This window comes from Terrabacter carboxydivorans, assembly GCF_039532035.1.
GTDB classification, from domain to species: Bacteria; Actinomycetota; Actinomycetes; order Actinomycetales; family Dermatophilaceae; genus Terrabacter; species Terrabacter carboxydivorans.
In genome coordinates this window covers 142,561-155,597 of sequence record NZ_BAAARE010000011.1, presented here as the reverse complement: position 1 = coordinate 155,597, position 13,037 = coordinate 142,561, and the positions used below count along the sequence as shown (strand labels likewise).

General features: G+C 72.2%; 12 protein-coding genes. 7 read left to right on the top strand and 5 right to left on the bottom strand.

Annotated elements, in window-relative coordinates; translation table 11 throughout:
• Positions 1-28 precede the first annotated feature (28 nt).
• A complete protein-coding gene (locus tag ABD297_RS13765; RefSeq protein ID WP_344255521.1) occupies positions 29-2,266 on the bottom strand; it encodes a hypothetical protein in 2,238 nt (745 codons plus the stop codon).
• Positions 2,263-3,324 (bottom strand): PseG/SpsG family protein, encoded by a 1,062-nt coding sequence (locus ABD297_RS13760; protein ID WP_344255520.1) that lies wholly within the window; start codon positions 3,322-3,324, stop codon positions 2,263-2,265. The genes ABD297_RS13765 and ABD297_RS13760 overlap by 4 nt, the downstream gene beginning before the upstream one ends.
• Positions 3,325-3,492: 168 nt before the next feature.
• Between ABD297_RS13760 and pseB the strand changes: the two genes are divergently transcribed.
• From pseB to ABD297_RS13745, 3 genes are read left to right on the top strand one after another with little or no spacing between them, the layout of a single operon-like run.
• A complete protein-coding gene (gene pseB, locus ABD297_RS13755) occupies positions 3,493-4,482 on the top strand; it encodes a UDP-N-acetylglucosamine 4,6-dehydratase (inverting) (protein WP_344255519.1) in 990 nt (329 codons plus the stop codon).
• A gap of 1 nt (position 4,483) precedes the next feature.
• On the top strand, positions 4,484-5,611 hold the full coding sequence (locus tag ABD297_RS13750; protein WP_344255518.1) for a DegT/DnrJ/EryC1/StrS family aminotransferase: 1,128 nt from the start codon (positions 4,484-4,486) through the stop codon (positions 5,609-5,611).
• A 4-nt stretch (positions 5,612-5,615) separates the two neighbouring features.
• Positions 5,616-6,737 (top strand): hypothetical protein, encoded by a 1,122-nt coding sequence (locus tag ABD297_RS13745; RefSeq protein ID WP_344255517.1) that lies wholly within the window; start codon positions 5,616-5,618, stop codon positions 6,735-6,737.
• Positions 6,738-6,804: 67 nt separating this feature from the next.
• Here ABD297_RS13745 and pseI read toward each other — a convergent pair whose 3' ends face one another.
• Together pseI and pseH are read right to left on the bottom strand one after the other, a co-directional pair.
• Entirely contained in the window at positions 6,805-7,881 is a 1,077-nt protein-coding gene (gene pseI / locus ABD297_RS13740) for a pseudaminic acid synthase (protein WP_344255516.1), read from the bottom strand.
• Between the two features lie 7 nt (positions 7,882-7,888).
• Positions 7,889-8,380 carry a UDP-4-amino-4,6-dideoxy-N-acetyl-beta-L-altrosamine N-acetyltransferase gene (pseH, locus tag ABD297_RS13735; RefSeq protein ID WP_344255515.1) on the bottom strand — a complete coding sequence of 164 codons (492 nt, stop codon included), beginning with the start codon at positions 8,378-8,380 and terminating at the stop codon, positions 7,889-7,891.
• A gap of 107 nt (positions 8,381-8,487) precedes the next feature.
• On the opposite strand from pseH, the gene ABD297_RS13730 reads away from it, so the two are divergent.
• From ABD297_RS13730 to ABD297_RS13715, 4 genes are read left to right on the top strand one after another with little or no spacing between them, the layout of a single operon-like run.
• A complete protein-coding gene (locus ABD297_RS13730; protein WP_147067428.1) occupies positions 8,488-8,739 on the top strand; it encodes an acyl carrier protein in 252 nt (83 codons plus the stop codon).
• Positions 8,736-9,953, top strand: a complete 1,218-nt coding sequence (locus tag ABD297_RS13725; protein WP_344255514.1) for an AMP-binding protein — start codon at positions 8,736-8,738, stop codon at positions 9,951-9,953. Before ABD297_RS13730 ends, ABD297_RS13725 begins: the two co-directional genes overlap by 4 nt.
• A complete protein-coding gene (locus ABD297_RS13720; RefSeq protein WP_344255512.1) occupies positions 9,946-10,695 on the top strand; it encodes an SDR family NAD(P)-dependent oxidoreductase in 750 nt (249 codons plus the stop codon). The genes ABD297_RS13725 and ABD297_RS13720 overlap by 8 nt, the downstream gene beginning before the upstream one ends.
• Entirely contained in the window at positions 10,695-11,171 is a 477-nt protein-coding gene (locus ABD297_RS13715; protein ID WP_344255511.1) for a hypothetical protein, read from the top strand. Before ABD297_RS13720 ends, ABD297_RS13715 begins: the two co-directional genes overlap by 1 nt.
• Here the strand turns inward: ABD297_RS13715 and ABD297_RS13710 are convergent.
• Positions 11,164-13,011: a hypothetical protein gene (locus ABD297_RS13710; RefSeq protein WP_344255510.1), complete on the bottom strand. Its 1,848-nt coding sequence runs from the start codon at positions 13,009-13,011 to the stop codon at positions 11,164-11,166. The two genes, ABD297_RS13715 and ABD297_RS13710, sit on opposite strands and share 8 nt — an antisense overlap.
• Between the last annotated feature and the right edge of the window lie 26 nt (positions 13,012-13,037).

Sequence of the window (13,037 nt, the reverse complement as noted above, 5' to 3'; positions counted from 1 at the left end):
GCTTCTCCTGTGCTGGGTGGGACCGGGCTCAGGCGCCCGTGGTGACGGTCAGTGAGTTGACCCGAAGACCGATGGCCGACTGGGGCAGGCGCCCGTCGCGGGCGTCGGGGTGGCTGCGCAGGACGACGGTCGCGAGCCGGGCGGCTCCCGCAGGGACCGGCACGGTGACCCGCGCGGTTCCCGGCGCCTGGTCGAAGGGCGAGGTGGCGGGGGACAGCTCCACCGTCGTGCCCTCGGCGCCGGGCAGGCCGACCACGACCCGCCTGATGAGTCGGGTCGCGTCGAGGTGCGAGGCGGTCGCCCGCTTCTCCCACCAGGCGGCGCTCTCCCCGTCGACGGCGAGCTCGACCTCGACGAGTCGCGCCGCCTCGGACGATCCCGTGTCGACCACGAGCACGGCCTCCGTGGCGGCCACACGGCCGACGATGGCGCCGCCGCGGACGAAGCCCTCGACCATCCGGACCACGGGGTCGAGGCCCGACGACACCCGTGTGCCGTGGACCCCCGCCGCGAGGTCGTCGTGGGCGGTGCCGAGCCCGTGCCACTCGGCGCCGGCCGGGTGGTGGTCGGTGAGGGCGTGGGACACGGCGAGCCCCGCCGACTCGAGGCCGAGGTCCATCCTCGTCAGCACCGGGTCCCGGCGCTCCCACAGGCGGCTCAGCGCGACGTAGGCCGGGTCGGCGTCGTCCTCGACGTGGTTCATCGCCGTCGTGACGAGCTGGTGCAGGGCAACCCCCTGGCCGTTCTCCCAGTGCGGGACGAGCGGCGAGGTGACGTCGGCGCCGGAGCGGTAGAACCACAGCCACAGCCGGGCCCGCCGCGCCTGCTCGGCGGTGATGAGCGGCACGCCGGCGGCGAGGTCGCCCACCGAACACCGGAGGGCCTCCAGGTACTCCTCCGCCGTGTCGGCCCGACGGGAGAAGCCGAGGTGGCTCCACTCCGACCACCCCGCCTGCAGGGCGGGGATGCCGTAGGCCGGGAACTCGGCGCTGACGCTGCCCCGGACGGTCACGGCCAGGTCGGTGACGCTCCACAGCGCGTTGCGGCTGATCGCCAGGCTGGGCCGGAAGACGAGGTGCGGTCGGTCCGCGCACGCCGCGGCGAGTCGCTCGAAGTGCTCGGTGCGGTCGTAGTTGACCTGGCTGGGGTGGTCGAGGAAGAGCCAGGACGCGCTCTCGTCACCCTTCGCGAACTCGACCGTCTGCTCGAGCCAGGTCGCGAGGTCGGCGAAGGCCTCGTGGTTGCCCTGGACCGCGTCGGAGACGGCGTGGTTGAACACCGTCACGACGGGCCGGTCCGGGTCCAGCCCGAGGCGCTCGAGCGTGTAGCCGCGCAGGGCCTCGCGCTCCGCGGAGCTGCGCAGGTCGAGGCGCGAGATCTCCCCGCCGCCGCGCCACCACGACGGACGGCCCAGGTTGGCCTTGGAGCGCCACGCCGTCCGCTCCGCGCCCGGCATGAGGACGTCCCGGTGCGTCCAGACCTGCTCCTCGAACTGCCGCGCGATCTGCAGGGTCAGGGCCCGCCGGAAGCCGCACTCGGCTCCTTCCGTGCCGGGGAAGAGGGCGTAGGCCTTGAGTCCGCCCGTCGCCTGGGCGTGGATGACCGGCACGCCGTTGGCCGTGGCAGCGTCGACGGCCAGGCCCCACTGGCCGTAGTCGACGTGGCTGGTGACGAAGGCGAGCACGGAGTCCCCGCCGAAGAGCGTGCGGTAGAGGCGGTCCTCGGCGGCTGCCGCGCGGCCGATGCCGGCCGCGTCGTCCTCCGGGACGGCGTCGGCCAGCCGGGGCACGCGAAGGATGCGCACCGCGGTCGAGTCGGTGACGACCTGCAGGCGCTGCCGGCGTGCGTCGTCTGCGGGGGCAGCGACGGGCCGGTCCCGACCGAGCAGCCGCACGACGGACGCCCCGCCTGCGACCTGGTCGGCCAGGTCCGCGACGTCGATGACCTCGTCGGCGCCGTAGGCCGTGGCCAGCTGGATGAGCCGCTCGCGGTCGTAGCCGTCCCAGATGCGGTCGTGCCAGTGGTGGTCGGGACCCACCAGCGCCACCAGACGCGACGGCCGGAGCCGTCTCAGGCTGTTGGCCAGCGTGAGCGTGCGCAGGGCCAGGCGCAGGTCCTGCATGAGCACGTCGACCACGAGGACGGGAGCGTCGTCGGGCGGCTGCGGCAGGGTGGTCCGCCAGTGGGTCGCCGCTGCGGCGCACATCGCGTCGAACGTCGGTCCGTAGGTGGGCAGGTCGGTGGTGGCGGGGCGCGCGCGCGTCATGCAGACCTCATCGTCGAGGGCGGGCGGGGATGGGAGTGGTGCTCGAGGGCGTCGGCGACCCGCCGGCGGCCACGGCCGTCGACCAGGCGCTGTCCGCGCTCGGTCAGCTCACGGCGAACCGTGGGGTCCTCGACGAGCCGGCGGAGCTCCTCGACCGCGGCGGCCCGCGCTCCGGGATCGTCACGCAGGGCGGAGAGCAGCCCCACGGGACCGGCGACGCCGCGGGCGGCCACGGCGTCGTAGCCGACGGCCTGGTTGTCGGTGACGCAGACGAGGCCGGCGGGGACCCCGAGGCACAGGAACTCCCAGACCGAGGAGCCTGCAGCCGTGACGGCCAAGTCGCACGTGACGGCGAGGGCGGCGAGGTCCTCGACGGGCGCGACGACCTCGACCGTCTGGCCGGGGCCGGTCTCGAGCGCCCGCAGCCGTTCGGCGATCTCGGGTCGGGCGGCGACGCAGACGACGTGGAGCGCGAGCCCCGTCGCGAGGAGGAGGGGCACGACGACGGGGCCCGCGGCATACGGGTCCGTGCCGCCGAAGACGGTGAGCACCCGCGGGGGATCGCCCTCGGGCGTGGGGGAGGCAGGGTCGCGACGGCGGCGCAGGACCTGGTCGCGGAACAGCACGTAGTCCAGGCCGGCGAGCGAGGTGGCCGCCCGGCCGGGGTCCACGGCGGCGCCGAGGTTCTGGTCGAGGACGACGTCCGCCTCCTGATCGGCCCCGAACGGGCCGTCGGAGACGGCAAGCACCGTGACGCCCCCCGCCCGCAACCTCGAGCCGCACCCCGGGTCCAGGAGGTACCCGTCGAGCACGACGGCGTCGAGGCCCAGACGGTCCGCCAGGGCCGCGAGCTCGTCCGGGTCGGCCGGGGCGTCCCGCTGCTCGATGCCGCGCTCGCGGAACTGTGCCTCGACCCAGTCGACCCCGCCCACGTCGCCGAGGAGGGTGACGCGATGACCCCGCGCGAGGAGCTCCTCGCCCAGGGCCAGGCAGCGGATGACGTGCCCCACCCCGAGCTCGGCCCCGCCGTCGCAGCGCAGGCCGACATGAAGACGCATGGGGCACAGTGTGCCGTAGCCGGTGGGCCTCCGGGAGCGACGCCACGGGAGAGGCGGACACGCGAATACTGTTAATCTCTCGGGTGGCGCAATGCGCGTCGCCAGCAGGCCACCGCCATCGCCGGTGGCCCTGTTGTCGGTTCGGACACACGACCAGGAGGTCAAAGGGTGAGCATTCTCGAAGGGTCGTCGATCCTCGTCACAGGTGGGACCGGGTCCTTCGGCAAGTCGTTCATCCGCGAGGTGCTGGACAACCACGACCCGAAGAGGGTCATCGTCTACAGCCGCGACGAGCTGAAGCAGTGGGAAGCCCGCCAGCTCTTCAACGACGACCCCCGCCTGCGGTGGTTCATCGGTGACGTGCGCGACCTCGACCGCCTGCGCCGCGCCATGCACGGCACCGACTACGTCGTGCACGCCGCGGCCCTCAAGCAGGTCGACACCGGCGAGTACAACCCGCACGAGTTCGTTAAGACCAACGTCCTCGGCAGCCAGAACGTCATCGAGGCGTGCATCGACGCCGGCGTCAAGAAGGTCGTCGCGCTCTCGACCGACAAGGCGAGCTCGCCGATCAACCTCTACGGCGCCACCAAGCTGACCGCCGACAAGCTCTTCATCCTCGGCAACCACTACGCCGCGCAGTACCCGTCGCGTTTCGCCGTGGTGCGCTACGGCAACGTCACCGGCTCGCGCGGCTCGATCATCCCGAAGTTCCGTGCCCTGCACGAGGCGGGGGAGTCGCTGCCCATCACCGACCTGCGGTGCACGCGCTTCCTCATCACGCTGCCCGAGGCCGTCCAGATGGTCCTCGACACCTTCGAGCTCATGCAGGGTGGCGAGCTCGTCGTGCCGCACATCCCGTCACACCTCGTCACCGACCTCGCGCAGGCGATCGCCCCCGGCGCCAAGATGCACGACATCGGCCTGCGCCCCGGCGAGAAGCTCCACGAGGAGATGATCAGCCCCGAGGAGGGTCGCCGCGCCATCATGATCATGGACGGCAAGTACTACGTCCTCGAGCCCGAGCTCGCGACGTGGGGCTACAAGCCGCGCACCGACGGCACGCCCGTCCCCGAGGGCTTCCACTGCGCCTCCGACAAGAACGACCTGTGGATCGGGGCCGACGAGATCCGCGGGATGCTCGAGGCGGGTATCTGAGTTGATCGCCTACGGACGCCAGTCGGTCAACGAGGACGACGTCGAGGCGGTGGCCCAGGTCCTCCGTGGTGACTGGCTCACCACGGGCCCGACCGTCACGGCCTTCGAGCACGCGCTCGAGGCGCTCACCGGGGCCACCCGGTGCGTCAGCGCGACGAGCGGCACCGCCGCCCTGCACATCGCGTATGCCGCAGCCGGCGTCGGTCCCGGGGACGAGGTCGTCACCACCCCGATGACGTTCGTGGCGACCGCGTCCTCCGCGCTCGCCCTCGGCGCCGAGGTGCGCTTCGTCGACGTCGAGGAGGACACCGCCAACATCGACCCGGCTGCCCTCGACGCGTCCGTCACCGACCGCACCAAGGTCATCGCCGGTGTGGACTACGCCGGTCACCCCATCGAGATCGACACGATCAACGAGACGGCGCGACGGGTCGGCGCCCTCGTCGTCGAGGACGCGGCCCACTCCATCGGCTCGACCTACAAGGGCCGTGCGGTGGGCTCGCTCGCCGACCTCACGACGTTCTCCTTCTTCCCCACGAAGAACATGACGACCGCCGAGGGCGGCGCCGTGGCCGCCCTCGACGCCGAGCTCGGTCAGCGGGCGCACGAGTTCCACTTCATCGGCCTCGTGCGCGACCGGGACCGGATGCGCTACCCCGACGAGGGTCCCTGGCACCAGGAGGTCCACGAGTACGGCCTCAACTACCGGCTGCCCGACGTGCTCGCCGCCCTGGGCCTCAGCCAGCTGAAGCGCCTCGAGGCGTTCAAGGCCCGCCGTGCCGCGATCTTCGCCCGCTACCAGGAGGGTCTCGCGGGCGTCGACGGCATCCGGCTGCCGACCCGGCGCGAGCACGTCGACCCCATCTGGCACCTCTACCCGCTGCGCGTCCTCGGTGGCCGCCGCCGCGAGGTGTTCGACTCGATGCGGGCCGCGGGTGTGGGCGTCCAGGTCAACTACCTGCCGGTCTACTGGCACCCGCTCTTCGAGGACATGGGCTTCAAGCGCGGGATGTGCCCCAACGCCGAGCAGTTCTACGCCGAGGAGCTCTCGCTCCCCATGCACGCGGAGCTGACCGACGCGCACGTCGACCAGGTCATCGACGCCGTCCGCGCCGCCGTCGGAGGCTGATCCGGTGCACCACGCGAACCACTTCTACGGGCACGCGCACATCATGGCCCGCTACGTCGGCCTCGAGGCCCCGCCCCGGATCTGGGGCTACCTCCAGCACGGGTGGAACATGCACGACGGCTTCGCCGTGGGCACCGTCTTCACCCCGCAGTACCCCAAGTTCGTCTGGTCCGAGGCGTGCGCCCGGCGTGGATGGGCTGCCGGCCTGCGCAACTACATGGTCGTGGCCGCCCCGTGGCTCTACCTGCTCGAGCTCGAGAAGCAGAGGGAGTGGCTGGCCTCGGCCCCGCCCCGCACGGGCACGATCGTCTACCCGTTCCACGGGTGGGAGGGCCAGCAGGTCCTCGGCAGCCACACGGCATACATCGAAGAGGTGAAGGCGGCCGAGGGTGACGTCCCGATCACGGTGTGCCTGCACTGGAACGAGTACGACAACCCCAAGGTGCGCCGCGAGTACGAGGACGCCGGCGTCCGCGTCGTGACCCACGGCCAGCGCGGCTACCTGTGGCAGGACACCGACGTCGCCTTCCTCTACCGGCAGCTGCACGAGATGCGCGGTCACAAGCGCGTCGTCAGCAACCGCATGAGCAGCGCGATCCTGTATGCCGCGTCGGCCGGTGTCGAGGTCGGCGTCTACGGCGACCCGATGGCCCTCGAGTCGGACCACGCGGTGCTCGGCGGCGTCGGCAAGCCTCGCCGCATCTGGCCGGAGATGCACCAGTTCTCCGTGCCGATGGACTACGCGGCCGAGGTCGCCAACCGCGAGCTCGGGGCCGACGAGATGCTCCTTCCCGAGGAGGTCATCGACGCGTTCGGCTGGGCCGACGAGATCGCCCGCCCGGCCCCGCCACCTCCGGCCCCTCCGCTCGAGGTCGACATGTCGGTCTTCACCCGGCGTCGGCGTCGGAGCCACCGCTCCGAGAGCCACCGTGCGCCCGGCGCCGAGGAGCCCTCGGACCTGATCGGCTCGGTCGACGTCACGGTCGAGGACGCCCACGACCACGGCAAGCACTCCGACAAGAAGGACGACTCACGCGCCGACGAGCGCACGGCCGACGGGGTGGAGCCGACCGGCGACGTCTCCGTGCCTTCGGGCGCCGGCTCGAGCAGCGCCGACGACTCCTAGCACCCGGCACGAGCAAGGGCCCCCGACGCGACTGCGCGTCGGGGGCCCTTCGTCGTGGACGGTCCGCTCAGACGAGGTCCCAGGACATCGGGGTCCCGCGCTCGACGTCACGGGTGAACCGCTTGGACTCGACGAGCGAGAAGGCGTCCGGCGCCAGGCCGTTGGCGGGGCGGATGGAGCGCACGTTGGCCGAGGTCACGGGGTCGCCGGCCTTGACGTCCTCGACGACGAAGAGGGAGCGACGGAAGCGCAGGCCCTCGCGCTCGGCCTCGCGGGCGCCGATCCGGGGCTCGCCGAGCGCCTGCCACGCCACCTTGGTCTCGCGGACCAGTGCGGCCAGCTCGTCGGGCTCGAGGGAGAAGGCGGAGTCGACGCCGCCCTCCTCGCGCGACATCGTCACGTGCTTCTCGACGAGCACCGAGCCGAAGGCGACCGACGCGACGGCGGCGCCGATGCCCATCGTGTGGTCCGACAGGCCGACGGGGACTCCGAAGGCCTCGCGCATGACGGGGATGCCGCGCAGGTTGGACGAGGCGGGGTCGGCGGGGTAGCTCACCGTGCAGGAGAGCAGCATGACCTGGCGGTTGCCGGTGGAGTGGGCGGCCTCGACGGCGGCGGCGATCTCGCCGACCGACGCCATGCCCGTCGAGATGATGAGCGGCTTGCCGGTCGCGGCGGCGAGGCGGATGAGGGGCAGGTCGACGATCTCGGACGAGGCGATCTTGTAGGCCGGCACGTCGAGGCCCTCGAGGAACTCGACCGCCGTGGGGTCGAAGGGGCTCGAGAAGGCGAGCAGGCCCAGCTCGCGGGCGAGGTCGAAGATCGGCCGGTGCCACTCCCACGGGGTGTGGGCCTCTTCGTAGAGCTCGTAGAGGCGGCGCGAGCCCCACAGCTCGTGGTCCTCGGAGAGGCGGAACTCGGGCTTGTCGACGTCGATGGTGATCGTGTCGGCGGTGTAGGTCTGGAGCTTGATCGCGTGGGCGCCCGCCTTGGCGGCCATCCGGACGATCTCGAGGGCCTTGTCGAGGCTGCCGTCGTGGTTGCCCGACATCTCCGCGATGATGAACGGCGGCGCGTCGGGTCCGACGGGGACGCCGCCGATCGTCAGGGACGTCGTTGCTGGTGTTTCGACCGGGGTGCTCATCTGTCGTTCAGTCCTTCGTGGCTCGAACCCGCAGCACGGGTGTCGGGGTGCCGTCGATGTCTTGGGTGTAACGCTCGATCTCCTCGAAACCATTGCGACGGTTGAAGCGGCGCACGGCCTCGTTGGCCTCGAGGACCTCGCCCTCGAGGGTGGTCAGGCCGAGCTCGTCGAACGCCAGCCGCTTGGCCTGGCGCTGGATCTCGATCCAGGCGGGGAGCAGCTCATTGCGCTCCTTGAGGCCGTCGTTGTCGAGGTAGTAGCCCCACCAGGCGCTGCCGGCCGCACGGTCGATGTCGAAGTAGGTCACGACGCCGGAGGGGACGCCGTGGCGCTCGTAGATCCAGATCTCGCGGGCGTCGTTCTCGCGCGTGGCCGCCCAGAAGGCGGCGTGCTCCTCATCGGTGATCTCGTGCTGGGTCAGGGACACGGCGCGCACCTCGGGGTGGTTGCGCCAGCGGAGCACGTCTGCGCTGTCGGCATCGGTTGCGGGACGGAGCATCTGACCTCCTCATGAGGACGCCGCGGGCACCATGGGGCCGCGGCGGTCGGTGGGGGATTCGTTGTTAGACTACCGGACGCCCCATACCCCCAGCCCAAGGCGGAAACATGAGCGCACTGAGCCGTGACGCGATCCGGACGATGATGGCCGAGGTCCTTCAGGCCCAGGGCAAGTCGATGCCTGAGAGTGACTCTGCGAACCTCGAGGAGATCGGCTTCCGTTCCCTCGACTTCTCCGAGCTCGCCCTGCGTGTCGAGGACGAGATCGGCGACGAGCTGAACTTCGACGCCCCCGAGCTGCGCCAGATCGCCACGATCTCCGACGTGCTCGACTTCCTCGAGCAGCTCCAGGCCGCGTGAGCGCGGGAGCTGGCGGACTCGCCGGCGCCGCCAACCGGATCATCACCCGCGGCTTCGACGGCCGGTGGGACCAGCTCGAGTCGATGGAGCTGCCGCCTGCGGCGGCCGTCGCCGTGGGCGACAACCATGACGCCGCCCGCGCCGTGTGGGCTGCCGCGACGGGCGACCTCGAGGTGCTCGTCGCCTCGCGGTCTCGCCTGACGCCCGACCTCGCCGAGAGCCTGCGCGACTCCGGTCTCGCGCTGGTCGACGGTGCGGACGTCGAGGAGCCGACGACCGTCCGCGATGCCACCCCCGGTCGGGTGTGGCTGCTGACGAGCGGCAGCACGGGCCGGCCGAAGCAGGTGGCGCACACGCTCGCCTCCCTGACGACCGTGGCCGGCGACCAGCCCCGCCGGACGTGGCTCTGCCCCTACGCGCACGGCGCGTACGCCTGGTGGCAGGTGGTCACGCTGAGCATCGCCCACCCGGGCCAGGACGTGCTGTTCATCGAGCCCGACGAGCTGGACACCTGGCCGGCGCGGGCCCTCGAGGTGGGCGTCACCGCGGCCTCGGGCACCCCGACGTTCTGGCGCCAGGCGCTCTACCGCGACCCCGACAGCGTCGCGGCGCTGCCCCTCGAGCAGGTCACCCTCGGCGGCGAGCCCGTCGACCAGGCGATCCTCACGCGCCTCACCGAGATGTTCCCGAAGGCCCGCGTCTCGTGGATCTACGCCTCGAGCGAGGCCGGCGCGACGATCGCCGTCCACGACGGGCGCGCCGGCTTCCCCGAGCAGTGGCTCGGCCGCGAGATGGACGGTCGGGCGACCCTCACCGTCGACGACGGCGAGCTGCTCATCGCCTCGCCGAAGCGCGGCGAGGGCATCGACCGGGTGCTGCGCACCGGCGACCGGGTCGAGGTCGTCGACGGTCGCGTCCTCATCACCGGCCGCATCGCCTCCGACGAGATCAACGTCGGCGGCGCCAAGGCCTCGGCGTCGGCCGTGCGCGACGTCCTCCAGGCCCATCCGGCAGTGGCCTGGGCCGCGGTGCGCGGCCGCAAGGCGCCCATCGTCGGCAGCATGGTGACGGCCGACGTCGTCCTCTCCGGTGAGGCCACGGCGGCAGACCTGACAGCCTGGTGCTCGGAGCGGCTCCCGGACTACTCCGTGCCCCGTCGGGTGCGGTTCCTCGACCAGATCCCGATCAAGGAGACCCTGAAAAGCGATGTCTGACAAGACCGAACCCATCGGCCCCGCAACGGTCGTCGTCGTCTCGGGCGGCTCGCGCGGGCTCGGCCTCGCGATCGTCGAGGACATCCTCGCCCAGGGCGCCAAGGTCGCTGCCTTCGCGCGCACCGTCACCCCCGAGCTCGAGGCGGTGGCTGCGGCCAACCCCGACCGTGTCGTCGCGGCCTCGGTCGACGTGACCGACGTCAAGGCGGTCAACGCGTTCCTCAAGGAGGCGGAGTCCCGCCTCGGCCCGATCGACGCGCTCGTCAACAACGCCGCCATGGGTCAGGACAGCCTGCACGTGCACACCTCGCCGGAGAACATCGCCCGGATCATCGAGACCAACCTGACGGCGCCGCTGCTGCTCGCGCGCGCGGTCCTGCGCCGGATCATGGCCAAGGGCAACCGTGGCCGCATCGTCATGGTGACCAGCGTCTGCGCGCAGCGCGGCTACTCGGGCCTCGTCGCCTACTCCGCGACCAAGGGTGGCCTCGACAGCGCCATGCGCACCTTGGCCCGCGAGATGCACGGACGGGTGCTGGTCAACAGCGTCGCGCCCGGCTTCTTCGCGTCCGAGATGAGCTCGGTCCTCGGCCAGACGCAGCTCGACACGATCACCCGCCGCACGCCGTCGAACCGCCTCGTCGAGCCGGAGAACATCGTGCCCGTCGTGAACACGCTCCTGTTCCAGGACACCAACATCAACGGCCAGGTCATCACGGTCGACGGCGGCAACAGCATCTGATGGAACCGCGGGCGGACCTGCTCTCACGAGCGGTCCGCGAGCACCCCGTCGTCATCGAGGCGCGAGCGGCGCACCGGTGCGACGGGGGGACCCACTCCCACCTGGCCGACGGCAGGGTGGTCTGCTGGGTCCTCCCCGTCGCCGGGTCCCGCGCCGTCGATGGCCTATGCGTCGACGACGCCCCGACGGCCCACGCGGTCGACGCGGAGCTGGCCCTCCAGCCGGTCCCCGCGCGGGTGGCCTCCCGGTGGGAGCCCGAGGGAGCGGCGGACCCTCAGCGTTTCTGGGACCGGTGGTGCGCCACCGAGGTCCTCGCCAAGCTGGCCGACGTCCCGATGGTCGTGCTCGTGGGCGGGCCGCCGGTCACGACCAGCCCCGTGCGGCGTCACGGGCTCGAGGTGCACTGGACGGTGCGCCGCGTGGCAGACGTGGTGGTGGCCCAGGGTCTGTCCTGGGCCACCACGGACGTCACTTGAGGACGCGCGCCGCCAGCTGACGGGCCTTGTTCATCGCGCCGGGCGGCAGGGCCTCCTGGGCGGTGGACTTCGCGACGGAGACGGCCTTCTCGGTGGCGATGCGCCGAGGAGCCCGCAGCGCCTCGACGGCGCGGTAGGTCAGGGTGTCCTCGTAGCGCTCGATGACCTTCTCGAGGCGGCGGATGTAGCGGTCGCGGTGGCGCAGGGTGCCCTCGAGCCAGGCGACCTGTCCCTGCTTCTCTCGCAGCTCGCGGGAGATGACCCGGTGGCGGGTCAGCAGCTCGCGGAAGCCCACCTCGTCGGGCGCCGGCAGGTCACGGGCGAACTCGCCCTGCTCGAGGTTGCGCGACAGCAGCTCGTCGAGGTCCTCCGGACGACCGGCGATCGTCGAGGCGACCTCGGCCTCGACGCGGGCGACACGGGCGATCGCCGCGTGCGTGACCGTGAGGCCGGTCATCGAAGCGAGGGTGACGGTCAGCTCGTCGGGCGTCACGGACGGTCGCCACGGGTGGGGCGAGCCGGAGGCGAGCAGCCGGCGGCTGAAGTCGCGCAGGCCACGCACGAGGGCGTCCTCGGCGGAGACGATGCCGGTGCGGCGCCAGGACGCGTCGGCCATGGTGAGCCGGTCACCCTGCACGAGGGTGTTGGCCGGGGTCGCGAAGTAGCGGCGCTCAGCCGTCTGCGTCGTCCACACGCTCGGGTCGGCCAGCCACGCGGCATACCTCCTGACCCGGCCGCGGATGGCGGCGTGACGGCGCGTCGCGCAGGCCTGGCGCAGCTCGAGCTCGAAGGACCGGCCGCCGTAGGAGGGGACGAGGGTGCGGGAGAGCTTGCCCTCGCTGATCTCGTCGTCGCCGCGCGGGCGCGCCCACGACAGCGTCTCGGTGTCGTCCTCCGACACCACGGCCACGGTGCTCCACGGGTTGTCGGTCTCACGCTCCGCCGACACGATCGCCGGGTAGGAGGGCACCTCGCCGGCGGCGGCGCCCTTGGTGGCGAGCACGACCCAGGCAGGGGCGAGCTCGTCGAGCATGCCGGCGTCGACGATGCGCTGCAGCACGGCGCGGGGCTCGCGCAGCATCGGGGTCGTCGAGAAGTGCTCGTCCATGGCCTGGCCCGCGCGGACACCCACCCGGTCGCGGACCCGCTCGTGCTGCACCGCGTCGTCGCGGACGAGCAGGCTGTGGTGGTCGACGGAGGGCAGCGCCGCGAACGTCGCCTCGCTGTGCAGGCCCTGCGCCTCGAGCACGGCCGCCCGCTCGCGGGCGAAGACGTGGCGCGGGCTGAAGCCGGCCGCCCCGACGTACCAGCCGGCGTCGGACTCCAGCGTCTCGTCGGGCAGCGCCGAGACCAGGTCGGTGAAGCCCATCTCGTTGGCGAGGTCGACCACGAGGCGGCCGCCGTCGTCGAGCAGGGCCGCCAGCCTGGCGACCGTCTCGGCCTCGGTGAGGCCCTGGGAGTCGGGACCGAGCAGGCGCCCGGGTCCGCCGAGCGCGACGATGAGGTCGTAGGTGTGGCCCGGCGCGAAGACGTCGAGGCCGCCGCAGTAGAGGTCGGAGCTCTCGTGCAGACCGGCGCGGTCGCCGAGGATGCGGGCGTCGGGGAGGGCGCGGACGAGCAGGTCGACCCGCACGTCGGTGGGCACCGCGTCGACGAGCAGCCCGGCCCGCGGACCGGCCAGGAGCACCCGACGGGGACGCTGCGCCGCGATCGCGGTCCGGACGACCTCGCGCACCGCGAGAGGGGTCTCCAGCGTCTCGAGGTCGGACCACATCAGCATGTCGCCGACAAGGATGCGTGCTCCGGAGATGGCGTCGCGCTGGACGTCCTGGTCGCTCACGTGGGCGGTCAACTCGTGGTCCTCTC